Genomic DNA, 23,064 nt, shown 5'->3' on the forward strand with positions numbered 1-23,064 from the left:
TTTCGTTGATTTCGCGGATGACGGCCTTGTCGCCGTTCTGCTGTGCCCGGTGCAGGAGGCGGAAGACGGCGACGCGGTCGTCCTCGGCCTGTGCGAGGCGGTAGCCGGTCTTGAGGAACTCCCGCATGTCCTCCACGGTGCCGTCGAGGGCCTCGTTGGCCTCCCGGACGACTCCTCGGCCGGAGTCCTCGTCGGCCAGGATCCGCAGGATCGCCGTGCGGAGCTCCTCCTCCGACATCTCGTCCACCGGCTTGTCGGACGCGGCCGTCGTGGCCGTCGCGGTCGCCGGTGCGGCCGCGGGGTCCGCAGCTAACGCCGGGGTGCTGAGGAGCAGGGCCGGTGTCAGGGCGGCGGCCGCGAGGAGCAGGGTGGCTCGGGTGGGTCTCATCGGTGTGTGCCTCCGTGGTCCGTGTTGTCGACGGGAAGATCATCCTCGCCGTACGCCGCCGGGATCACTACCGGATTCGGGCAGTCTTGGCCGGTCTTCGCTGCCGTCCTCGCGCTGGGCTTCCCTTTCACTCCTTCGGCTGACACTCGGCCCTCTGCGCCGTCCGCCCCGCGCGCCCGCCGTTACCGTGCGCACGGGGCGGGCGCCGCCGCTACCGTGGAGGCGAAAGGAGAACCGTGATGACCATGGCCATCGATCGGTCCGCACAGACGAACGGCTCCGCGCAGATGAGCGTCGAGGAGTTCGAGCAGCTCGAAGCCGCCGCCCCGCAGACGGTGAAGCTGGAATTCGTACGTGGAGAGCTGAGGGTCAAGCCGGTGCCGGACGGGGATCACGGAGAAATCATCAGGTGGCTGCTCAAGCGGTGCATGGTGCAGCGGCCCGAGCTGTATCTGTACCCGGAGCAGGGGCTCATCGTGGAGGAGTACGGAAGTGGCCGGGCCCGGCCGGACGGGGTGCTGGCCCCGGAGATGTACTTCGCCGGGCGCGGCGAGTGGTCGGACCCGGCCGGTGTGCTGATGGCCGTGGAGGTCACCTCCACCCGGCCCGGCAGGGACCGCACCGAGAAGCCCGACGGGTACGCGGCGGCGGGCATCCCGGTGTACCTGCTGGTGGACCGCGAGCGCCATGAGCTGGTCGTGCACTCCAACCCGGAGAAGGGCCGCTACCGGGACGTGCACACCACGGCCGGCCTCGGCGAGGAGCTGCGGCTGCCGGACCCGGTGGGGATCGTGCTGGAGACCGGCGAGCTCAAGGAGCTGATGGCCTGACGGCCCGGGTACGTTTCCGGGTACGCGTCCGCGCCGCCGCCGTGCGCGCCGGAACGGCGGTCCCCGCCTGGGCGCCGGTCACCGCCGATAATGCCGGTACGCGACGGAAGGACTACCCCCATGAGCTCCGAGGCGTTCAGGGACCACGGGCCGCGCCCCCACGCGCTGGACATCGAGCAGGCGACCCTGACCAACGACCGCTTCCGCACCACCCTGTGGACCGGCACCACCCTCCAGCTGACGCTGATGAGCATCGAGCCGGGCGGCGAGATCGGCCTGGAGATGCACATCGACCGCGACCAGTTCCTGCGGGTGGAGGCCGGGCGGGGCCGGGTGCTGATGGGGCCGGAGCGGGACCGGATGTCCTTCGACCGCGAGGTCGTCGACGACTGGGTGGTCCTCGTCCCGGCCGGGACCTGGCACAACGTGGTCAACACCGGCGAGGAGCCGCTGAAGCTGTACTCCCTCTACGCCCCGCCCGAGCACCCGCACGGCGCGGTGCACCGCACTAAGGCCGACTCGGACGCCGCCGAGGAGGCGGAGCGGGCCGAGGGGCCCGGCGAGTACGCCGGAGAGTGACCGAAGAACGCCCTTGGCCGGTGCGGGGGTGCGTGCCATGCTCGCGGCACAGCGGGGCCGGGCGGCCGCCGGGACGCCCGGACGGGAGGGCGGAAGGGGCGGCATGGTGGCGTTACGCGGGGTGCTGTTCGACATCGACGACACGCTGTTCGACTACTCGGGATCGGACGAGGCCGGACTGCTGGCCCACCTTGGGGCCGAGGGCCTGCTGGACCGCTTCCCCGAGCCGGCCGCGGCCGTCCGGCTCTGGCGGGAGGTCACCCGGGCAGAGTACGCCCGCTACACCGCCGGTGAGATCACCTTCGCCGAGCACCGGCGGGCCCGGGTGCGCCGGTTCCTGGCCCGCCTCGGGCGGCCGGACGCGCCGAGCATGCCGGACGGGGAGGCCGGAGCCTGGTTCGCCGGGTACACGGCCCGCCGGGACGCGGCCCGCAGGGCCATGGACGGCGCCTCGGCCGTCCTGACCGAGTTCGCGCCCCGCTACCGCCTCGGCGCGGTGTCCAACTCCTCGCTGCCGCACCAGCGCGAGAAGCTTGCGGCCATCGGCCTGCTGGGGTACTTCGGACAGGCGCTGGTCTGCTCGGTGGAGCACGGCGAGGCCAAGCCCGCGCCGGGCATCTTCCTGGCCGGCTGCGCCCTGCTGGGCCTCGATCCGCACGAGGTGGCCTACGTCGGCAACGACCACGCGGTCGACGCGGTGGGTGCGCGGGACGCCGGCCTGCACGCGTACTGGCTGGACCGCGGGGACACCGGCTGGGGCGGTGGCCGGGAGGGCGCGCCCGCCGAGGGCGTGCGTGTCATCCGCTCCCTGAGGGAACTGCCCGCCGCCCTGGCCGCGCCCGTCACCCCCGCCGCGCCCGCCGGCTGAGGCGCGGGCGGGCGCGGCGGGCGCGCACCCGCGTTCAGGCGCGCCGCAGCACTTCCGGCGACAGCTCCGCCGGCGTGCGGTGGCCGGACAGGCCCAGTGTCAGGTCCAGGTCGGCCAGCAGGGAGCGCAGCACGTGCCGTACGCCCGCCTCGCCGCCGTGCGCCAGGCCGTAGGCGTACGGGCGGCCGACCAGCACCGCCCGCGCGCCCAGCGCCAGCGCCTTGAGGACGTCCGCGCCGGTGCGCACCCCGGAGTCGAACAGCACCTCGATCCGGTCGCCGACCGCCTCGGCGATCTCCGGCAGCATGTCCAGGGAGGCCACCGCGCCGTCCACCTGCCGGCCGCCGTGGTTGGAGACCACGATGCCGTCCATGCCGGCGGCGGCCGCCCGCCGGGCGTCGTCCGGGTGCTGGATCCCCTTGAGGACGATGGGGCCGTCCCAGTGTTCGCGCAGGAACGGCAGCCGGTCCCAGGACTTGTCGGTGCCGGTGAACATCGGCACCCAGCGCAGCACCGCCGAGATCAGGTCCTCCTCCGGGGACTTGGCCAGCCCGGCGCGGAAGGCCGGGTCGGAGAAGGGGATCGCCGTGCCCACGCCCCGGATGAACGGCAGGTAGGACAGGTCCAGGTCGTGCGGGCGCCAGGCCAGGGTCCAGGTGTCGAGGGTGACCACGAGCGTGGTGAAGCCCGCCGCCCTCGCCCGCCGAAGGATGCTGACGCAGACCTCGTCCTCGTTCGGCCAGTACAGCTGGTACCAGCGCGGCCCGTCGCCGCCGGCCCGCGCCACCTCCTCGACGGTGTGGGAGGAGGCGGTGGACAGGACCATGGGCACGCCCAGGGCGGCGGCGGCCCGGGCGGTGGCGAGTTCGCCGTCGGGGTGGACGATCGACTGCACGCCGATGGGCGCCAGCAGCACGGGCGCGGGCATCTCGGTGCCCAGCACGGTGGTGCCCAGGTCGCGCACGGTCGCGTCGCGCAGCATGCGCGGGACGATCCGCCACCGGTCGAACGCCTCCCGGTTGGCGCGGTCCGTCGCGCCGGAACCGGCCGCCCCGGCCACGTACCAGAACGGCCCGTCCTCCAGCCGCTCGCGGGCCGAGGCCTCCAGGGCGGTGAGGTCGGTGGTGAACGGCGGGAGCTGCCCGCCCAGGCCGTTCAGGTAGATCTCGCTCTGGTACGCGCCGAAGTTCGCGCCCTGCACGCCCTGTCCGCCCGGCGCGCCCTGCGCCGTGCCCGGTGTCCCGCCCTGTCCGCCCGGCTCACTCATGCCCCGTCCGTCCCTTCCCTCGGTTGCCCGCCTCACCCGATGCGGGCCGCCGCTCCCGACACCCGCACGCGCGGGTCGTCCTCGCGCAGCCCGACCTCCAGCAGTCCGGGCCGGCCCATGTCGTGCCCCTGGTGGAGGGTGACCACCGCCGGCGCGGTGACCAGGCCCAGGGCGCGAAGATACCCGCCGAAGGCCGCCGCGGCCGCCCCCGTGGCGGGATCCTCCACCACGCCCCCGACCGGGAACGGGTCGCGGACGTGGAAGACCGCACCCGCTCCCGTGCCCGTCCCGCCGTCCGGCTCCCCCTCGCGCCACACCAGTTGGAGGGTGGTCAGGTCCAGCCGAAGCATCAGCGCCCGCAGCCGCTCGAAGTCGTAGTCCAGCGCGGCCAGCCGCTCGCGGGTAGCGGCGGCGAGCACCAGGTGCCGGGCCCCGGCGTAGGCGATACGGGCGGGCAGTGCGGGGTCCAGCTCGCCGGGCTGCCAGCCGAGCGCGGCCAGCGCCTCGGCCAGGTCGTCCTCGCCGATGCCGTCCACGTACGGCTCGACGCTGGTCAGGGTGGCGCGCAGGGCGCCGCCCTCCTCGGTGACCGTGACGGGCACGGTCCCGGCCGGGGTGGCGAAGACCAGCTCGCCCGGTCCGATCCGCTCGGCGAGCGCGACGGCGGCGGCCACCGTGGCGTGCCCGCAGAAGGACACCTCGGCGACCGGGCTGAAGTACCGCACGGCGAAACCGCGCCCCGGCGCCGCGCCCGGGACCCCGTCCCCGTCCGGCAGGGGAGTGAGGAAGGCCGTCTCGGAGTAGCCGACCTCGGCGGCGATCGCGAGCATCCGCGTCTCGTCCAGGCCGCGCGCGTCGAGGACGACTCCGGCCGGGTTGCCGCCGTCCGGGTCGGATGAGAAGGCGGTGTAGCGCAGTACGTCCGGGGCTCCGGGCCCCGTCTCCGTGGTGGTCATGTCCGGCCCAACTCCGCGCGGCCCGGACCGTATTCCGCAGCGGCCGCGCGGAGCGGAACGCGCCCCGCCGCACGGTTCGCGTCACCCGCCCGCCATAAAAGCGTCGTGTACGCGCCAACGTGTTGCCGCCGAGGCGCCGCCCCGGAACGCTGCAATCATGCGCATGACGCACTCGCCGAGCGCCGACGCAGAACTCAGAGCCGCCGCACGCCACCTGGGCCGCCGCCGCTTCCTGACCGTCACCGGGGCCGCCGCCGCCCTGGCCCTGAGCACCAACCTGCCCTCCACCGCCCACGCCGCCCCCGCCCTGGACCCCGCCCGGATCACGGGCGACCCCTTCACCCTGGGCGTCGCCTCCGGAGACCCGCGCCACGACTCCGTGGTGCTGTGGACCCGCCTGGCCCCCAGGCCGTACGAGCCGGACGGCGGGCTGCCCGCCGAGCGCGTCACCGTCGGCTGGGAGATCGCCCGCGACGAGCGCTTCCGCCATGTGGTCGCGCGCGGAGCCGCGCTCGCCCACCCCGAGTTCCACCACACCGTGCACGTGGAGGCCGAAGGGCTCGCCCCCGGCCGCGACTACCACTACCGCTTCCGCGCCGGCCGCTGGATCAGCCCCGCCGGCCGCACCCGCACCGCCCCCGCGCCCGGCGCGGTGCCCGCCTCGCTGAACTTCGCCCTCGCCTCCTGCCAGGCCTACCACCAGGGCTACTACACGGCCTTCGGGCACATGGCCCGCGAGGAGGACGTCGACGCCGTCCTCCACCTGGGCGACTACCTCTACGAGTACGCCGTCGACTCCGCCGGCGGCGACCGGAAGTACACCGACCGCACGCTGCCGGAGGTGTTCGCCCGGGAGACGGTGACGCTGGAGGACTACCGGCTGCGGTACGCCCTCTACAAGACCGACCCCGACCTCATGGCCGCCCACGCCGCCCACCCGTGGATCGTCACCTGGGACGACCACGAGACGGAGAACAACTACGCCGGCGGCATACCGGAGAACAACGTGCCGCCGGAGGAGTTCCTCATCCGCCGCGCCGCCGCCTACCGCGCGTACTACGAGAACATGCCGCTGCGCCGCCCCCAGCGCCCCCAGGGCCCCGACCTGAGGCTCTACCGGCGGCTGCACTACGGCCGCCTGGCGCAGCTCGACGTGCTCGACACCCGCCAGTACCGCGACAACCAGGCCAACGGCGACGGCTGGAAGGTGCCCACGCCCGAGTCGCAGGAGCCCTCGCGCACCATGCTCGGCGCCACCCAGGAGCGCTGGCTGGCCGACGGCTGGCGCCGCTCGAAGGCGCTGTGGAACGTGGTGCCGCAGCAGGTCGTCCTCTCCCGCCGCCGCAACCGGATCGAGGGCCCCTGGCCGGTCTCCATGGACGCCTGGGACGGCTACCCCGGCGCCCGCGAGCGCTTCCTGGCGGACGCGGAGGCGGCCGGCGTGGACAACCTCGTCGTCCTCACCGGCGACGTCCACGTCCACTACGGGCTGGACGTCAAGCGCGACTTCGAGGACCCGGACTCGCGCAACGCCGGTGTGGAGATCGTCACATCCTCCATCACCAGCGGCCGGGACGGTGCGGAGCGGCCCGCCAACTGGCAGACGCTGATGACGGCCAACCCGCACATGCGCTACTACAACGGGCGGCGCGGCTACGTGATGCTCGGCCTGGACCGCGAGCGGCTGCGCGCCGACTACCGCACGGTCTCCGCCGTGACCACCCCGGGCGCGCCGGTCACCACGGCGGCGTCCTTCGTCTCGCCCGCCGGGGAGCCGGGGCTGCTGCCGGCCTGATCCGGCCTGATCCGGGCGGCCCGCACGGGCCGCCCGGCGGTTTTGTCCGGATACTGAACAAAGAGGGTGTGCCGGGGTCGGGAAACCTGGGATGATTGGACGGTTCCGTCGAATCTGGAGAGGTGAATGACCGACCCCGGCCAGTCCCCGGCCGCCGCCGAAACCGAGATACCCCAGCAGTTCCCCGCGCCCCCGGCCCCCGGCGCCCGTGGATCCGGACCGCTGAGGTCCGGCCTCGCGGAGCCCGGTTCCCGCAAGTCCGGTGCCCTGAGGCCCGGCACCCTGAAATCCCGGCGGGGAGCGGACCGCGCCCCGCGGCAGGCCCGGCCCACCGGCCCCGCCCGCGCCGGGCTGCTGATCACCCTCATCCTCGGCGGCCTCACCGCCCTTCCCGCGCTGTCGATGGACATGTACCTCCCGGCGCTGCCCGACGTCGGCACCGCCTACGGCAGCCCGGCCGCCCAGGTCCAGCTCACCCTCACCGCCTGCCTGCTGGGCCTGGCCGTCGGCCAGCTCGTCATCGGCCCGATGAGCGACCGCTTCGGCCGCCGCCGCCCGCTGCTGGCGGGCATGGCCGGCTACGTCCTGGCCAGCGCCGCCTGCGCGCTGGCGCCGGGCATCCACTCCCTGACCGCCTTCCGCCTGCTGCAGGGCCTGGCGGGGGCGGCGGGCATCGTGATCGCCCGGGCGGTCGTGCGCGACCTGTACGACGGGCTGGCCATGGCCCGCTTCTTCTCCACCCTGATGCTGATCGCGGGCGCCGCCCCCGTCCTGGCGCCGGTCTTCGGCGGGCAGGTGCTGCGGTTCACCGACTGGCGCGGCGTCTTCCTCGTGCTCGCCGCCTTCGGTCTCGTCCTCACCCTCGTCACCGCCTGGCGGCTGCCGGAGACCCTGCCGCCGGCGCGGCGGCACGGCGGCGGCGTGGCCGACGCCCTGCGCACCATGCGCGGCCTCTTCGCCGACCGGGCCTTCACCGGCTACCTGCTGGTGGGCAGCTTCGGCTTCGCGGCCCTGTTCGCGTACGTGGCGGCCTCGCCGTTCGTCATCCAGGAGATCTACGGCGCCTCGCCGCAGACCTTCAGCCTGCTGTTCATGGTCAACTCCATCGGCCTGGTGGCCTTCGGCCAGGTCAACGGCAAGATGCTGGTCGGCCGCGTCTCCCTGGACCGCGTCATCGCCGTCGGCCTGGGCGTGATCGCGCTCTCGGCCGCCGCCCTGCTGGTGATGACCTCCGGCCTGCTGGGGAAGGCCGGGCTCCTGCCCGTCTCCGTCGGCCTGTTCGTGCTGATGTCCGCCATGGCGCTGGTGCTGCCCAACGCCAACTCCCAGGGCCTGATGCGCACTCCGCACGCGGCGGGCTCCGCCTCCGCCCTGCTGGGCACCTCGCAGTTCCTCGTCGGTGCGATCGCCTCCCCGCTGGTGGGCGTCGCGGGCGAGGACACGGCCGTGCCGATGGCGGTGGTGCAGCTGGTGTGCGCGCTCGTCGCGATCGTCTGCTTCGCCGCGCTGTGCCGTCCGAGGCGAGGGCGGGGGCGCGTACGGGCCTGACGAGCGGGGGACGGCGAGGGCTCACGCCCCGTCGTGCGCCCCGTGGAGCGCCCCGTCGTGCGCGCCGGGCCCCGCGAGCCGCCGCTCGCGGGGCCCGGCGCCGTTCAGAGCGCCGCCGCCGCGGCGGCGCGGCGCCCGAAGGTCTCGGCCAGCCGGGGGCGGTGGGCGGCGAGCCGCCGGGTGCGGTTGGCGGTGAGGACGCCGACCAGCTCGCCGCCCCGGTGGTAGGTGACCTCCAGATGCCGGCCGGGCACGTCGTACTCCACCGTCCGTGTCTCGTCGGCGAGGTGCGGCAGGCCCAGCGAGCGGAAGCGGACCCCGTACTGGTCGGACCAGAACGAGGGCACCGGGGCGGGGAGTTCGGGCAGCCCGCCGTCCCCGGCCGGGTGCAGCAGGACGCGGGCGGCGACGGCGGCGTGCTCCACCGCGGCGCTCCAGTGCCCGAGGTGGAGCGTGTCGGGGACCAGGGGGTGCGGGCGGCGGGAGGCGTCGCCGACGGCGAGGACGCCCGGCACCACCGTGCCGTCCTCGGAGAGGGCGCGCCCGTACTCGTCGCAGACCACGGCACCGTCCAGGAGCAGGCCGCTGCCGTGCAGCCAGGCCGTGTTGGGCACGGCGCCGAGGGCCGGCAGGACGACGGTGGCCGGCACGTGGGTGCCGTCGTCCAGCTGTGCGCCGGTGACGCGGCCGGTGCCGGTGAAGGACCGGACCGTGGTGCCGGTGCGCAGGTCCACGCCCGCCTCGCGGTGCAGACGGGCGACGAAGCCTCCGGCGACCGTCCCGATGCCGCGGGCCATGGGAAGCTCCTCGGCCTCGACCAGGGTCACGGGCACGCCCAGCTCCGCGGCGGTGGCGGCGGCCTCGGAGCCGAGGAAGCCGGCGCCGACGACGAGCAGCCGGGCGCCCTCGGCGGCCAGCGCCCGGCGCAGCGCGCGGGCGTCGTCGAGGGTGCGCAGGGTGTGGACGCCGCCGGGCACCGGCGCGGGCCAGGGCCGGGCCGCCGCACCGGTGGCGATCACGAGGGCGTCCCACTCCAGGCGGCTGCCGTCGGCGAGGACGAGCGTGTTCTCGGCCGGGCGCAGGGCGGTGGCGGCGGCGCCGGTGCGCAGTTCGACGCCGGGGCCGTCGGTGGACGGCAGGGCGATGTCGTCGATCTCCCTCTCTCCGGCCAGGAGTTGCTTGGACAGCGGGGGCCGGTCGTAAGGGGGGTGGTCCTCGTCGCCGACGAGGGTCACCCGGCCGTCGAAGCCCTGCTCCCGCAGGGCGCGGGCGGTGGCGGTGCCAGCCAGGGACGCGCCGACCACCACGATGTGGCGCGGATCCGTGTGTGCGCTCACGCTCCGGCCTCGCCGGTGTGCAGGGTGATGGCCCGCACCGGGCAGGCCGCCGCGGCATCCCGGACGGCGGCGCGGACCGCCTCGTCCTCGGGGACCTCCTCGACGACGAGGAGGTTGTCGTCCTCGTCGAAGGAGAAGTGGTCGGGGGCGGCGAAGACGCACTGGCCGTGGCTCTCGCAGCGGTTCATGTCGACGTGGATGCGCATGGGTGTACTCCTGGTGGGTGCCGGGCCGGGCCGGTGGCGGCGGCGGACTCGGCGGACGGTGGCGGGGAGGTACGGACGGGGCGGACGGCGTGACCGGACGGCGTGACCGGGCGGTGCGTCAGGCGGCGTCCGGCACCACGGCCGCGGGTACGGGAGGGTTGAAGCGCGAGAGCGCGGGCGGGCTCCACCCGGCGGGCAGGGTGCCGGGGAGTTCGGCGACGCCGGTCACGGTGAGCTCGACCATGCGGCCGGTGTCCGCGGGCGTGGAACCCCCGGCCTCCTCCGCGTCCCAGACGATCTCCGCGGTGCCGGTCAGATGGAGGGTGGTGCCGGTCGAGTAGTCCGGGACCACCAGGCCCGCCCTGGGGTTGACCAGGAGGTTCCCCAGGGTCAGGAACATCGCGTTGCCCCTGTAGTCGGGCCAGCGGACGCGGGTGGGCGAGGGAGCCCGCAGGAAGCCCGGGTTGCCGCCCCGGTGGGAGGCGTCGGCGCGGCCGTCCTCGTCCGCGGTGGCGATGAAGAAGGTGTCCGCGCCGGCGAGGAAGCGCCGCTGGCCGTCGTCCAGGCGGTCGCTCCTGCGGACCCGGGGCGGAGGCGTGGACGCCGGCGGCGGGGCGGTCTCCGCCGCCGGCGGGGTGCGCTTCTGAATGTACTTGGGGCAGTTGGCGACGACCTGATCGAGGTCGACGAGGAGCCCGTCGCCCTCCGGGCGCGCCGTGCCGTTCATCCGCATCCGCCGCCGGGTGGCGGCCTCGATGGCGAGCATCCCCAGGTGGACCGGGCGTTCCAGGACGGTCGCCAGGGGGTCGGCCGGGGCCGGGCGGGCCGCGATGGACAGGCTGTGCCCGTCCTGGGAGCGCAGGAACCCCGCGGGGCCGGTGAGCACGGTGGCCCAGACGTCCCCGTCGTCGTCGGCGGCCCCGGCGACCAGCAGGCGCTGCTCGGTGAGGAAGGAGGCCGCGACGGGCGGCATGTCGCCGCGGATCGCGCGCCCGGAGACCTCGGCCTCCTCCTGGAGTCCGGCGCGCCGCTGGACCTCGCGCTCGCCGTGGTGGTAGGGGCCGGTCACTGTGGTCACTCCTCGGGACGTGCGGTGGGACGGGGAGGGGAGGGGAGGGGTGGCCGGGCGGCCGCCGCCGGCCGGGGAGAAGAAGGGGACGGCGGCCACCCGGCCGTGTGGTGGCGGCTCAGAAGAAGCCGCAGGTGGGGGCGGAGGCGACGGGAGCGGCGGCGGAGTCGGCGCCGGTCGGGGCGTAGATCTCCAGGCGGATGCCGTCGGGGTCGGTGAAGAAGATTCCGCCGGAGGCGGCGCCCTCGCCGTGGGGGACGACGCCGTCGTACTTGAACTCGGCGCCCAGGCTGCGCAGGACCTCCTCGGCCGAGCGCACCTCCTCGACCGTCTCCACCTGGAAGGACAGGTGGTGCAGGCCGGGCACGCCGGGGGCGAAGGAGCCCTCGCTCTGCTGCCACAGGGTCACCATCAGGCGGCCCTCGCGGCCGAGGAAGGCGAAGGCGCGGCCGGACTCGCGGCCCTCTCCCTGGACCTCGAACCCGAAGACCTTCCGGTAGAAGTCCAGCGAACGGTCCAGGTCGGTGACGTTCAGACCGATGTGCCCGGTCTGCAGGGCGGCGGGGGCAGCGGTTGCGGACATGACGGATACCTCCAACGCGGCGTCCGGGGCCATCCCGGACTAACCGTTGATCTGAACTTTAGTGGTTAGGTCTGGAGGCTGCAACTCCCTACGAGGCGATAGCCGGTTAGGCTGGGATGGCGAACAGCCGACGGAAGGAGTTCGTATGGGTGTCGGCGCGGAAGACACGGTCCCTGCGCCCGGGACGGCCGGCGACGACCCCAGGCCACTCCTGGGCGAACCGCTCAGCCTGGATCTGCTCAACACCCGGTGGGTCGACAACGGGACCCGGCACGATCTGCTGGAGGACCCCGGCGGACTCGGCGTGTGGCTGGCCGGCCACGGCCTGCTGGAGAGGACCGGCGCCACCCCGGCCGCCCTGGCCGCCACCCTCGCCGCCCGCGAGGCGCTTCAGGCCGTCGTCACCGACCCCGGCGACGCACGGGCCCGGGAAGCGCTCAACGCCGTCCTGGCGCGCGGGCGCGTCCTGCGCAGCCTCGGCCCCGAAGGCCCGGCCGAACGGGCCGAGACCGACGATCCGGCCTGGCTGGCGGCCTGGCTGGCCGCCGACGACTACCTGCGCCTGGTGGGCACCGCCCCCGACCGCATCCGGGCGTGCGCCAACGACGAGTGCGTCCTGCACTTCTACGACGTCTCCAGGAACGGCACCCGCCGCTGGTGCTCCATGGCCGGCTGCGGCAACCGTGCCAAGGCCTCACGCCACTACGCGCGCACCCACCGCCGCGAGGACCGTTAGCGGGCCCGGACACGAGGCCGCGGCCCGCACCGGGAACGCCCGGTGCGGGCCGCGGCGGCTTCCAAGCCGGTCACATCCAGGCGGGCAGCGCGGGAGGTTCGCCGCACGAGTACCGCAGCCCCTCCCCGCGGCCGCGGCCCGCGAGCCAGGCCGCGAGTGCGTGGGCGGGACCGGTCACCCGTACCGGCGAGCCGGAACCGGCCCCCGCGGCGAGCCGCTGCCCGGTGTCCTGGGCACGCAGCTCCAAGGGCGGGCAGTCGCCGCGGCCGGACCAGGCGGAGGCCAGGGAGTCCAGCAGGAACCGCGCGTCCTCCTCCGGCCAGTCGGCCGGGGAGTACCCGGCCGCCAGGTCCACATGGTGGATCAGCACCTCGCGCAGCCGGTGGCCCGGCAGCAGGCGGGCCGGCAGCCGGTCGCCGTTGCGCAGGACGACCTCGGCCGCCCACGCGTCGCCGTCCAGCCGCCGGGCGTGCTCGACGAACCCGTCCCCCGAGCGGGCCAGGTCCGCCAGGTGCACGGCGGCCGGGCGGGGCGCGTCCCGCTCGATGTCGGCCTCACGGGCGCCGTCGGCGTACATCGGACGGGGTACGCCGGTCTGCGCCCAGGTCAGGAGGTTGCGCAGCCCGTCGGCGTTGCGGGCCACATGGGCGCAGACGTGCCCGCGGGTCCAGCCGGGCAGTGCCGAGGCCGCGGCCAGGCCCGCGTCGCCGAGGGAGGCCACCGTGGCCCGCAGCCCCTCCTGTGCGGCGGCGACGCGTGCGATGAGGGCGGCGGTGCCGGCCTGCGTGGAAGTGTCCATGCTCTCTCCGTCGTGACAAGGCATCGTGACAAGGCGTTGTGCCGGGGCGTCCTGAAAAGGTGCCGGGGCGCCGCACCGGGGGAGTGCCAGGGGGCGCCGGGCGCCGTCCGGCACACGCCGTGCCCCGGCGCGCCCCGGACGGCGTCCCGGCTCACCCCGCCGCGGCCACCGCGCCGGGACGCTCCCGCCGGAAGTCGGCGGTCCCGGTGCGCTCGCGCAGTTCGGCCCGGCGGACCTTCCCCGAGGCGGTGCGCGGCAGCCGGTCGGTGAAGGTGATCAGGTGCACCTGCTTCTGCGGGGGCAGTTCCCTGTCGAGGTGCTCGAAGACGGCCTCCGCCACGGACCGGTCACCGCCGCGGAGGACCGCGGGGACCACGAACGCCTTGGCCACCCACTGCCCGATCGGGTGGGGATGGGGCACGACGGCCGCGTCGGCGACCGCGGGGTGGGCCAGCAGCACGCGTTCCAGCTCCAGCGGGGAGATGCGGTGGTCGAAGGACTTGAACATGTCGTCGGCCCGCCCGACGTAGCCGAAGCTCCCGTCCTGCGCCTCCACCACCAGATCGCCGGTGTGGTACAGGCCGCCGGCGAAGGCGGCCGCCGTACGCCGGTCGTCGCCCGCGTACCCCGCCATCACGCCGACGGGCCGGTCCGCCAGGTCCACGCAGAGCTCGCCGGCCTCCCCCGGAGGCAGCCGGTCGCCCGTCTCGGGGTGGACGACGACGGCCCGGTAGCCGGGCATCGGCCAGCCCATACGGCCCGGCACCGGTGTGCGCCCGGGCGGGGTGCCCAGCTGCCCGGTGGTCTCGGTCTGGCCGTAGCCGTCGCGGATGCCGATCCCCCAGGCGTCCCGCACCGTGCGGAAGACCTCCGGGTCCAGCGGCTCCCCCGCGCTGGTGGCCTCGCGCAGCGCGGGCGGGCGCTGCCCGACGCCGTGCCGCACCAGCGCACGCCACACGCTGGGCGGCGCGCAGAACGAGGTCACCCCCCGGCCGCGCAGCACCTCCAGGACGCGCTCGGGACCGCTGTGCCCGGCCGCCAGGGCGACGACCTGGGCCTCGGCGTTCCAGGGGACGAAGAAGGAGCTCCAGGCGTGCTTGGCCCAGCCCGGTGCCGAGATGTTGAGGTGGACGTCGCCGGGCCGCAGGCCGTTCCAGTACATGCCCGACAGATGGCCCACGGGATAGCTCAGGTGGGTGTGGAGGACCATCTTCGGCAGTGATGTCGTGCCAGAGGTGAAGTAGCAGAACAGCGGGTCGCCGGCGGCGGTGGCGGCGTCCGGCCGGAAGTCCTCCGCCGCGGAGCGGGAGTGCCGGTAGCCGGTCCAGCCCGCGGGCTCGCCGCCCACCGCGATCCTGCTCCACCGCCCGGGCAGGCCCTCGAACCGGGAGGCCAGAGCGGCCTCCGCCACGACGTGCCGGACCCCGGCGCGGGTGAGACGGTCGGCGAGTTCGGCCGGGGAGGCCGTGACGTAGGTGGGGACCACCACCGCGCCGAGCTTGATCGAGGCCAGCACCGTCTCCCACAGGGCGGGCCGGTTGTCCAGCACCACCAGCACCGGATCGCCGCGGCGCACGCCCTGCCCGCGCAGCCAGTTGGCGACCTGGTCCGAGCGCCGGGAGAGCTGCGCGAAGGACAGCTCGGCGTCCTCCCCCTCGCCGATCACCCGCAGGGCGGGGCGGTCGTTGCCCCGCGCCATCGGGTCGAACCAGTCCAGTGCCCAGTTGAAGGTCTCCGGCCGGGGCCAGGTGAACTCCCGGCGGGCGGCCTCCAGGTCCTCCCGGTGCCGCAGAAGGGTGTCGCGGGCCTGCTTGAACAGCAGCCCCGGGGCGCCGAACGTCATGGCCGCACCCCTTCGGCCGGTGTGCCCGGGGCGGCTCCGACGAGCGCCCGTCCGGTGGACCCCTCCTGCGGCCGGTCCGCCGGCTCCTCCTGCGGCCGGCCGGCGGCGAGCAGGTCCGCGGCGATGGCGTCGGCGTCCCGGTAGAACAGGGTGCGCATCCCCGGGCGGCTGCTGCCGACCTGGGTGAACCAGCGGGTGTGCTCGGTGGGGATGCCCAGCGCGTACAGGTCGGTGCGCACCCGTCCGCCGGCGTCCACGACGTGGAACGGGGCGCGGGTGACGGCGAGCCCGCCGGACTCGAACCGCTCCCCGTGGACGGAGTCCTCGACCACGTACTCCGAGACCAGTCCGTCGGCCAGCAGCCCCCGGATCAGCGGGGAGGTGTCGCGGCGCAGGTGCGGAACGGGGATGCGGGCGTCGATCAGCACCTGCGCGGTCCGGGCGGAGCCGGGCACCCGCGGGGAGGCGACGCGGAAGCCTCCGGCCTCCTCGTCGGCGGTGTAGGTGGTGGCCGGGCCGGCGACCTCGACGACGCCGGCTTCGATGAGCGCCACCAGCTGCCGGACCCGGTAGCGGGGAGGGCCGGCCGACAGCAGGGCGTTGACCGGCAGGAAGCGGCGCAGGAACGCCTCCTGGTGGGAGGAGGGGCGCAGCCCGCCGTAGTCGACCGCCTCCCGGACCACGTTGCGGATGTCGCGCAGGACGTCCAGGGCGGCCTTGAGCGGGCCCTCGCCGTTGCCCAGGTCGGCCTCGGACAGGTCCCACCGCATGACGTCGAGGAGTTCGGCGCGGAAGGTCTGCGGGTCGGGGAAGTCCCGGTCGCCGAAGGGGCGGGCCAGTCTCCGCAGGTCCAGGGCGGGGGTCTCGCCGAGCCCCGCCTCGCGCAGCAGCCCGGCCGGGTCGCCGCCGTTCAGCAGCACGGAGGCGTGGCGCTCGGCGAACCTCTCGCCCGCCTCCTTCCCGTCGCGGGCGGTGACGTGGGCCGTCCAGTAGACGTGGTCGAGTTCCCGCAGCAGCAGGGGCAGCACGTCCTCGTCGAAGTCCAGGCGGGGGCTGCCGGTCTCCGCCAGGCGCCGCTTGCGGGCCTGTTCGACGGCGTGGGGGGTGAGGAAGAGGGCGCGGTGGCTGTAGTGGGGTTCCTTCTGGTTCCTGCCGCGCGCCGGGATCGGCAGTCCGCTGCGGGAGCCGGCGACGATGTGCGGCTCGCGTCCGCTGGGCTCGTAGCGCATGGAGCCGTCGGGCAGGGTGGTGAAGGTGCCGCCGCGGCCGAGGGTGAGGGCGACCATCACGTCGTAGAAGGACAGCCCCATGCCCAGGACGCCGACGGTCGTGCCGGGCGGGATGGTGGCGGGGTCCAGGTCGAGGTCGGCGGCGGAGTCGCCGCACAGGTAGTGGACGCCGGGGCGGCCGGCGGCGAAGCCGAGCATCTCCCGCTCGAAGTCGTCGGGCTCGTTGCGGGGGTGGCCGGTGGCCAGGACGAGCCGGTCGACCCCGAGCGGCACGGGGTCGCTCTCGCGCTCCAGGTCGTATCCCCCTCCGGGGCGCGGACGCACCCTCAGGACCCGGTCGTGCACCGGGATCAGCTCGGCCTCCCCGGGCAGGTGCCCGGCGATCGTGTCGTAGACCGAGCGCAGGTACTGCCCGTAGCGCAGCCGGGAGGCGTAGTCGTTCGGCCCGAGGGGCTCCTCGCCGTGGGTGCGGGCGCGCTCGGCTATCCACTGGCCCAGGCTGGGGCCCGCGCCGGGCCGGGCGGGACCGCCGTCGGGTTCCCCGGAGTACATGGTCACCTGGCCGACGACCGTGTTCATGGTGAACCAGTCCTGCTGGTCGGTGCGCCACACGCGGCCGGCGCCGACCTCGACCGCGTCGACGGCGTAGACGCGCAGCCTGCGGCGCGGTGCGGGCTCCTCCCGCAGCCGGACGGCGAGCCGCTCCAGCACGGACAGTCCGCGCGGGCCGGTGCCGATCACCGCGACGGTGAGCGGTTGCGGATCGTCGTTGGAGAGTCTGGTCACTGTCCTCACTTCGCTTCCTGTCGGGTCCGGCCCGCGGCCGGCAGGGGACCGCGCGACGCCGAGGGGTCCAGCGCCGCGCGGTCGAAGGTGTTCTGCACGTGCGAGAGCATTCCGAGCAGTTCCTCGGCGCCGACCGACGCCGCCGTGCCGCCGGGCACGTCCCGGACGGGCATGCGGCCGGCCGACGACCACCGCAGCCGCCCGCGCCGGTCGATGTGGCTGCGGGTGAGCTGCGCGTTGTCGGCGTGCAGGCAGTAGGGGACGTCGAGGTACCCCCGGGCGAACGCCGCCGGGAGCGCGCGGTCGATGTCGGAGTGGAGCTCCAGGACGGCCTCCACCATGTCCCTTGCCTCGCCCAGGAGTTGTTCCGCCTCGCCCTCCTCGGGCCGGTCGGCCGGGGTGGCGGCCGCGGTGCGGGCCGCCTCGGCCGCCGTCTCCAGGGCGTGGACGTTGTCCTCGACGGTGGGGATGCGGTGCGCCTCGGCCGGCGTCTTGACGATCAGCCGCTCGGTGCCGGTGAGCGCGGCCAGGCGCGCGCTCTCGCGCAGCAGCGCCAGGGCCCCGGGGACGGTGCGGGGGAAGACGCCCATGTAGGTGTAGAGCACCACGTGCCAGTCGGTGTCCCCCAGGTACTCCCCGGCCAGCCGGCGCAGCGCGGCCAGCGCCGCCACGTCCTGGGGGAAGCTGGTCTGCTGGGCGTAGCTGAGCGAGACGCTGCGCAGCCCGTGCCGGCGGAAGAAGATCCCCTCCAGGACGGACAGGGCCACCAGCAGGCTCGGCGGGCACAGCTGCCCGAGCATGCAGCCGCCGAAGCTCTCCAGGTGTGCGCCGGGCACCCGCTCGGCCAGGACCTCGCAGCTGCGGGCCCAGGCCTCGACGGCCTCGGCCAGCGGGGTGCGGCTGTAGGGCAGGCAGTAGGAGACCGGCCCGCCCTCCGTGGCGTCGAGGCCGGCGTCGATCAGGGCCTGGACGATGCCCAGGGGCAGCGGGGAGCCGTGGCGCACCTGGATCGCGAAGTCCCCGGCGCCCGCCGCCGCGATCATCTCGCGGGTCGTCCGGCCCCCGTGGGCGACGATGGGGAAGCCGTTGAGGTCCTCGCCCCGCTCCAGGGCCCGCGCGGCGGAGGCGTGGTCGCCGACCCGGGTGTAGCTGTCCAGGGTGATGGTGCCCACCGTGCGGGCGTGGGCGCCGCGGACGGCTCTGAGGCCGGCGCCCATCTGCTCCACGGTGGGGAATCCCATGCGGGGCTGGACCACCAGCTCACCGGCCGAGTGAGCCGCGGCCACGGCGGCGGCGAACGAACCGGTGGGGCCGGTGAGCCCGACGGCCGCGCTCACCGTGCCAGGGCCGCGGGGGCGGACCCGCGCAGGGTGTCGGCACCGGGCGCGGCGAGGTAGCGGCGGAACTCGCCGATGCTCACGGAGTCCTCGAAGACCGCGTCGAACCCCGCCTCGACCAGTGCCCCGACGTGGCTGCCGCCCTCGGCCCCGCGGGTGCCGAGCTTGCCCCCGATGACCACGGGCAGGTCGGCCAGGTCGGGTTCGGCGCGCAGCCGGGCGATGAGGCGGCGGCCGTCGAGGTGCCCGTGCCCGTTGACGCTGCTGATGACCACCATGTCGGGGCGGTGGCGCCGGCACTCGGCGATCAGGAGGTCGTCCGGGACGCAGGCGCCGATGTTGGTGACGGAGTGGCCGTACTCCTCGATCAGGAGCTGGAGGAAGACCAGATTCCAGGTGTGGGAGTCGGAGGAGACGCTGGAGACCAGCACCCGGCGGGGGCCGGCGGTGCCCGGAAGCGGCTCCGGGGTGATCACCGTGGGGGCGGCAGCGGACATGATGTGCGTATCTCCCGTGACGAGACGTGAAGTGACAAGGCGTGACGTGCCATGGAGTGGTGGGTGTGCGGTGCGCCGGGGGTGCGGTGGGCGCGGCCCTGCCCGGGGCCGGGCCCCGGACGGGGGGCGGCCGGCCCCGGGGCCGCGGGGGTCAGGCCTGTGCGGCGGCCTTGTCGGCGGCCTGGTCGGAGACGGGCCGGATGGGCCGGTCCGGGGTGCGCGCCGCGGCGGGCCGCGTGCGGATGGCCAGCACGGTGCAGCCCTCCCGGCTGGACATCTGGTGCCGGGTGCCCGGGGCCTCGACGATCAGGTCGCCCTTGGTGTACGAGGGGCCGTCGCTGTGGTCGAGGACGCCGTCGAGGACGAGCATCAGCTCGTACCCCAGGTGCTCGTGGAAGTCGCCGTGGGCACCGGGCGGGAAACGCAGGATCAGACCGACGGAGTCCTCGCCCTTCTCCTCGTCGGGAGCCCACAGGACATGGTGCTCGACCCCGACCCGGCCGGGCTCCTTCCAGGGGACCCAGGAGAGGTCGGTGAGATCGAAACCGCTGCGGAAGACATTGGGAATGAATTCGACGTCGGACATCTTTTCCTCTTGTTCGTATGCGGGTCGTGAGACTTCCCGGGTATCTCCTGCGATGGGCGTCTATGCCTGGAGAAAACCTTCGAACACGAGGCTATCTTCGCTGTGCGGCGCTATCGGGAGAGCTGCCGATCGCCGGTATCGATGTTTCCGATACCCCTTTTCGCGCATTCTCCGGAGGGTGTGCCGCGGGAGGGGCGCTTCCCGCGCCCCCGTGCCTCCCGCGCCCCCGTGCCTCCAGCGGTGGCGCGGAACGCGGCGCCGCCCGGCCCCTTAGGGGCCGGGCGGCGGGGAGTACCGCGGCCGGCGGGGGCCGGCCGGGCGGATCAGACCAGTACCGGCCCGGCGGCCGGGCCGGACGTGCAGGCCGACAGCCCCCCGGCCGTCCGGCGGGCCAGGCTGAGGAAGGCCGAGACGGCGGGGGAGAGCCAGCCGCCGCCCGGCATCAGGGCCTGTACGCGCATCACGGCGCTGGGCAGCGAGTCGACGGGCACCGGCCCGCCCGGTACCGGACCGCAGCCGATCGCCGCCTGCGGGACCATGGCGACCCCCAGTCCGCCGCCCGCCAGGCCGAGGGCGCCGCGGGTGGAACCGGTCTCCATGAGGGTCGGGGCCTCTCCCAGCACCGCCGCCAGGTGCTGCGGAAGGATGTGCTGGGAGGGGCAGTCGGGGTCCACGACCAGGACCCGGTCCATCGGGTAGGGGCCGCTCGCGGGGGATTCGGCCGGACCGACGGGGACGAAGGGGACGGGGAAGAGCGCCTCGCGCAGTATGCCGCCCGCCGCCCCCGCCTTCCGCTCCCCGGTGTCACGGGTGAGGGTCAGCCCCACGTCCACGCTCCCGGAGGCCACGGCGGCCTCCATGTCCCCGGTGCTCATCACCTTCAGGGAGAGGATGATCCGGGGGTAGCGGTAGCGGCTCTGCCTGACGATCTCCTGCAGTTCGTACTCCATGAGGGGGGCGGTCGCCCCGACCACGACCCGTCCGGACGGCTCCCCCTTGTTCTTGAGCGCGACGGACATCTCGTCCATGACGCTTAATATGCGCCCGACGTATACGCGGAACGTCTCGCCGGCTGCTGTGAGGCGAACACCGTGCGGTAGACGGTGGAAGAGCGGTGACCCGACCCTGTTCTCCAGGGACCTCACATGGGCTGTCACACTTGACTGGGAATAACCGAGATTCCTGGCGCTTTTCGTGAGGCTGCCGGTTCTGGCCACTTCCCAGAAAGTTCTTAGCTGGTATACGGAAAAATCCATGCGAAATCCCCCAGGCGGTGCTCTGACGGCCCGCGCGGTCGCAGGTGGACCACCGGTCCGGGCCCCCGGTCCCGGTCGGCGCGGCGGCAGACCGTCCCGGCTGCCCCTGTGCCCCGGCGGCCGCCCGCCGCCGCCGTGCCGACCGTGCCTGTCCCCGGCTCGATGCCCCCCACCCCCGTGAAGCGAACCCGTGATCGATGTTGGTCTGTGCCTGCGCAGCACGTGAAACGCTAGCATCGCGATTAGACCATTAGGAGATGACAGTGGCAAAAGCGCTTGTCACGAACAGTAGTCGGAGGGCGCAGGCCGAGCCACTGCCCGTCGAGTTCGCCAACACGCTCTCCGCGGCCAGGGGATGCCTCGTCGAGGGCCTCGGGTCGCCCGCCGACCTGGAGGCGTGGCTGCGGCGCCACCGGGGCCTGCTCCCCGACTCCGAACGCCCGCGCGAGGAGACGTTCCGGGCCAGTGATCAGCAGCTCGCCCACGCGCGCGTCCTGCGCGACGCCGTCCGGCGCCTGATCGCGGCGCGGGTGGACCGGAAGGCGCCCGATCCGTGGGACATCGCGCACGTCAACCGCGCTTCCGGCATGAGCCAGTCATGGCCCGTCCTGGTCTGGCGCAGCGCCCACACGCCCGGTGCGGACTCCCTGTGCACCGCGGACGCCGTCACCCACGCGCTGTCGCTGATCGCCCGGAGTTCGGTGCTCCTCCTCTCCGGGGAGCAGGGCGCTCTGCTGCGCAGCTGCCGGGCCCCGGGGTGCGTGCTCTTCTTCTACCGCCACCACCCCCGCCGTGCGTGGTGTTCGAGCGGTTGCGGCAACCGCGCGCGGGTCGCCCGGCACCAGGCGAGGCGCTGTTCCGGTAACTGACGGTGACGGAATGCCGGTTCGGGCGCGGCGGAAGCACCGCAATGAAGAGGTAAAAATTCATTAGCCCACAACATCGGCCGAAGGTCGCGGACACCTTCGCGACCCTCATCGGAGTGGCCGATCGCAGGCATCGGCTACGTGCCCCGGAGACCGCCCCCCGCGCCGTTAGCGTCCTCGGCGAGGCCCTGCCAGGGGCCGGCCCGCGAGGTGTCCGCACCTCCGGGCCGGCCCGCCGGAGCGGGCCCTTACCCAGTCACGAGAGGACCATCCGCATGTCCGGAATCGCTCCGACGCGCCGCAGCGTCCTGGTCAAGGCCGCCGCCACCGCCCTCGCGGTCGGCGCCCTGGTCTCCGTCTCGCCCGCCACGGCGGTCGCCGAGACCCCCGCGCAGCCGACCGACCGCGTCATCTACTGGAACCGGGTTCTGCTGGACGCCTTCCGCGAGGTCGGCGGCCACCCCGGCCCGCTCACCCGGGGCGGTGCCATGCTCAACACCGCCATGTACGACGCCGCCAACTCCATATCCGGGCAGGGCAAGCCCTATCTGACCGACATGACCCAGGCCCGGGGCAGACACGGCTCCCTCAACACCGCCCTCGACTACGCCGCCTACCACGCGCTCAGCGGCGCCTACCCGCAGCTCGACTTCAGGGACGAGCTGGCCACCGCCCTCGCCCTGCCCGACGACGGCAACCGGTACGACAAGTCGTTCGGCAAGCTGCTGGGCGTCCGGGTCGGCACGAACATCGTCATCGAGCGCTCCGACGACGGCGCGGACGACGCCACGCCGTACAACGTGATCAACGAGCCCGGCTACTGGCGTCCCACCACCGCGGGGGCGGGCCCCGCCGGCGCCAACTGGGGCAAGGTCAAGCCCTGGGTGCTCCAGAGCGGTTCGCAGTTCCGCCCGCAGGAGCCGCTGGGCTTCGACGACCGCGATGAGCTGCTGGCCAGCGAGGGCTACGCGGCCCAGGTCGACGAGGTGCGGAGGCTGGGCGGCGCCCAGTCCACCGAGCGCACCGCCGACCAGACCGAGATCGCCCGCTTCTGGGCCAACGACGCCGACGGCACCTACAAGCCGGTGGGCCAGCAGTACGAGCACGCCATCATCGTCCAGCAGACCCTGCGGCCCCACGACACCTCGTACCAGACCTCCCGGCTGTTCGCCCTGCTGTCGATGAGCCTGGCGGACGCGGCGATCTCGGTGTGGGAGTCGAAGTACCACACGGGCCTGTGGCGTCCGGAGACGGCGATCAAGCTCGCCGACACCGACGGCAACGACCTGACCGTCGCCGACCCGAACTGGAAGCCGCTGTCCTCCACCGCGTCCGGCACGCACTTCTCGCCGTCCTTCCCGACCTACTCCTCGGGCCACTCGGGCATCGCGGCGGCCTGGGCGGGCATCCTCCAGGACTACTTCGGCACCGATCAGGTCTCCTTCACCGGCACCACCGACGACCCGCAGGCCGTCGGCGTCACCCGCAGCTTCACCAGCCTGAGCCAGGCCGCGCAGGAGAAGGCCGACAGCCGCCTGTACGCTGGCGTCCACTTCCGCATGGACAACGACGCCGCGCTGGCGCAGGGCTACCAGGTGGCCGACTACGTCTACGCCAACGCCCTGAAGTAATCCGCGACCTGCTGATGTGGCCCGCCCGGCCGCGGCCCCGGAACCCCTCCGGCGCCGCGGCCGGAGCCCGTT

At 74.3% G+C, this 23,064-nt stretch carries 22 protein-coding genes and 1 pseudogene; 8 read left to right on the forward strand and 15 right to left on the reverse strand.

Translation table 11 applies throughout. The annotated features are described in order from the left end of the window. Positions 1–388: ALF repeat-containing protein (locus ACW69E_RS11000; protein WP_457497987.1), on the reverse strand; the 388-nt coding region annotated here is incomplete at its 3' end. 239 nt (positions 389–627) lie between these two features. Here ACW69E_RS11000 and ACW69E_RS11005 point away from each other — a divergent pair. From ACW69E_RS11005 to ACW69E_RS11015, 3 genes are all read left to right on the forward strand, one after another. Further along, complete coding sequence (locus ACW69E_RS11005; protein WP_240958568.1) at positions 628–1,218, forward strand: Uma2 family endonuclease; 591 nt, start codon at positions 628–630, stop codon at positions 1,216–1,218. 120 nt (positions 1,219–1,338) lie between these two features. Next, positions 1,339–1,797, forward strand: coding sequence for a cupin domain-containing protein (locus tag ACW69E_RS11010; RefSeq protein ID WP_237881184.1), 459 nt, complete (start codon positions 1,339–1,341; stop codon positions 1,795–1,797). A 103-nt stretch (positions 1,798–1,900) separates the two neighbouring features. Continuing rightward, positions 1,901–2,665 carry an HAD family hydrolase gene (locus ACW69E_RS11015; RefSeq protein WP_457497988.1) on the forward strand — a complete coding sequence of 255 codons (765 nt, stop codon included), beginning with the start codon at positions 1,901–1,903 and terminating at the stop codon, positions 2,663–2,665. 34 nt (positions 2,666–2,699) lie between these two features. Here the strand turns inward: ACW69E_RS11015 and ACW69E_RS11020 are convergent, their stop codons facing one another. Both ACW69E_RS11020 and ACW69E_RS11025 read right to left on the reverse strand, forming a co-directional pair. Beyond that, the gene (locus ACW69E_RS11020) at positions 2,700–3,932 is read right to left on the reverse strand and encodes a lactate 2-monooxygenase (protein WP_457497989.1); all 1,233 of its coding nucleotides are present in this window, start codon (positions 3,930–3,932) and stop codon (positions 2,700–2,702) included. Positions 3,933–3,964: 32 nt separating this feature from the next. Continuing rightward, a complete protein-coding gene (locus ACW69E_RS11025; protein ID WP_457497990.1) occupies positions 3,965–4,888 on the reverse strand; it encodes a PhzF family phenazine biosynthesis protein in 924 nt (307 codons plus the stop codon). 157 nt (positions 4,889–5,045) lie between these two features. Between ACW69E_RS11025 and ACW69E_RS11030 the strand changes: the two genes are divergently transcribed. Together ACW69E_RS11030 and ACW69E_RS11035 are read left to right on the forward strand one after the other, a co-directional pair. Continuing rightward, on the forward strand, positions 5,046–6,683 hold the full coding sequence (locus ACW69E_RS11030) for an alkaline phosphatase D family protein (protein ID WP_457497991.1): 1,638 nt from the start codon (positions 5,046–5,048) through the stop codon (positions 6,681–6,683). Between the two features lie 126 nt (positions 6,684–6,809). After that, complete coding sequence (locus ACW69E_RS11035; RefSeq protein ID WP_457497992.1) at positions 6,810–8,231, forward strand: multidrug effflux MFS transporter; 1,422 nt, start codon at positions 6,810–6,812, stop codon at positions 8,229–8,231. Between the two features lie 104 nt (positions 8,232–8,335). Here ACW69E_RS11035 and ACW69E_RS11040 read toward each other — a convergent pair whose 3' ends face one another. The 4 genes from ACW69E_RS11040 to ACW69E_RS11055 form a co-directional block, all read right to left on the reverse strand. Next, complete coding sequence (locus tag ACW69E_RS11040) at positions 8,336–9,568, reverse strand: NAD(P)/FAD-dependent oxidoreductase (RefSeq protein ID WP_457497993.1); 1,233 nt, start codon at positions 9,566–9,568, stop codon at positions 8,336–8,338. Continuing rightward, the gene (locus ACW69E_RS11045) at positions 9,565–9,774 is read right to left on the reverse strand and encodes a ferredoxin (protein ID WP_457497994.1); all 210 of its coding nucleotides are present in this window, start codon (positions 9,772–9,774) and stop codon (positions 9,565–9,567) included. Before ACW69E_RS11045 ends, ACW69E_RS11040 begins: the two co-directional genes overlap by 4 nt. A 118-nt stretch (positions 9,775–9,892) precedes the next feature. After that, positions 9,893–10,852: a pyridoxamine 5'-phosphate oxidase family protein gene (locus tag ACW69E_RS11050; RefSeq protein WP_457497995.1), complete on the reverse strand. Its 960-nt coding sequence runs from the start codon at positions 10,850–10,852 to the stop codon at positions 9,893–9,895. Between the two features lie 109 nt (positions 10,853–10,961). After that, entirely contained in the window at positions 10,962–11,426 is a 465-nt protein-coding gene (locus ACW69E_RS11055) for a VOC family protein (protein ID WP_457497996.1), read from the reverse strand. A gap of 145 nt (positions 11,427–11,571) precedes the next feature. Between ACW69E_RS11055 and ACW69E_RS11060 the strand changes: the two genes are divergently transcribed. Beyond that, the gene (locus ACW69E_RS11060; RefSeq protein ID WP_457497997.1) at positions 11,572–12,162 is read left to right on the forward strand and encodes a CGNR zinc finger domain-containing protein; all 591 of its coding nucleotides are present in this window, start codon (positions 11,572–11,574) and stop codon (positions 12,160–12,162) included. A gap of 70 nt (positions 12,163–12,232) precedes the next feature. On the opposite strand, the gene ACW69E_RS11065 is transcribed toward ACW69E_RS11060, so the two are convergent. The 8 genes and pseudogenes from ACW69E_RS11065 to ACW69E_RS11100 form a co-directional block, all read right to left on the reverse strand. Beyond that, positions 12,233–12,961, reverse strand: coding sequence for a maleylpyruvate isomerase family mycothiol-dependent enzyme (locus tag ACW69E_RS11065; protein WP_457497998.1), 729 nt, complete (start codon positions 12,959–12,961; stop codon positions 12,233–12,235). Between the two features lie 151 nt (positions 12,962–13,112). Then, on the reverse strand, positions 13,113–14,804 hold the full coding sequence (locus ACW69E_RS11070) for an AMP-binding protein (RefSeq protein WP_457497999.1): 1,692 nt from the start codon (positions 14,802–14,804) through the stop codon (positions 13,113–13,115). Then, positions 14,801–16,828 carry an FAD/NAD(P)-binding protein gene (locus ACW69E_RS11075; protein ID WP_457498000.1) on the reverse strand — a complete coding sequence of 676 codons (2,028 nt, stop codon included), beginning with the start codon at positions 16,826–16,828 and terminating at the stop codon, positions 14,801–14,803. The genes ACW69E_RS11070 and ACW69E_RS11075 overlap by 4 nt, the downstream gene beginning before the upstream one ends. Further along, a complete protein-coding gene (locus ACW69E_RS11080) occupies positions 16,825–18,156 on the reverse strand; it encodes a methylaspartate mutase (RefSeq protein WP_457498001.1) in 1,332 nt (443 codons plus the stop codon). Before ACW69E_RS11080 ends, ACW69E_RS11075 begins: the two co-directional genes overlap by 4 nt. After that, entirely contained in the window at positions 18,153–18,653 is a 501-nt protein-coding gene (locus ACW69E_RS11085) for a cobalamin B12-binding domain-containing protein (RefSeq protein ID WP_457498002.1), read from the reverse strand. The genes ACW69E_RS11080 and ACW69E_RS11085 overlap by 4 nt, the downstream gene beginning before the upstream one ends. A 151-nt stretch (positions 18,654–18,804) precedes the next feature. Then, the gene (locus ACW69E_RS11090; RefSeq protein ID WP_457498003.1) at positions 18,805–19,239 is read right to left on the reverse strand and encodes a cupin domain-containing protein; all 435 of its coding nucleotides are present in this window, start codon (positions 19,237–19,239) and stop codon (positions 18,805–18,807) included. A 323-nt stretch (positions 19,240–19,562) separates the two neighbouring features. Next, complete coding sequence (locus ACW69E_RS11095; RefSeq protein WP_457498141.1) at positions 19,563–20,267, reverse strand: LysR substrate-binding domain-containing protein; 705 nt, start codon at positions 20,265–20,267, stop codon at positions 19,563–19,565. Between the two features lie 48 nt (positions 20,268–20,315). Continuing rightward, positions 20,316–20,732: pseudogene (locus ACW69E_RS11100) on the reverse strand (helix-turn-helix domain-containing protein); the annotation flags it as partial. Positions 20,733–20,758: 26 nt separating this feature from the next. Here ACW69E_RS11100 and ACW69E_RS11105 point away from each other — a divergent pair. Beyond that, complete coding sequence (locus ACW69E_RS11105) at positions 20,759–21,364, forward strand: CGNR zinc finger domain-containing protein (RefSeq protein WP_457498004.1); 606 nt, start codon at positions 20,759–20,761, stop codon at positions 21,362–21,364. Positions 21,365–21,636: 272 nt separating this feature from the next. After that, on the forward strand, positions 21,637–22,992 hold the full coding sequence (locus ACW69E_RS11110) for a vanadium-dependent haloperoxidase (protein ID WP_457498005.1): 1,356 nt from the start codon (positions 21,637–21,639) through the stop codon (positions 22,990–22,992). The last annotated feature ends 72 nt before the right edge of the window (positions 22,993–23,064 follow it).

This window comes from Streptomyces sp. SS8 (assembly GCF_054072955.1).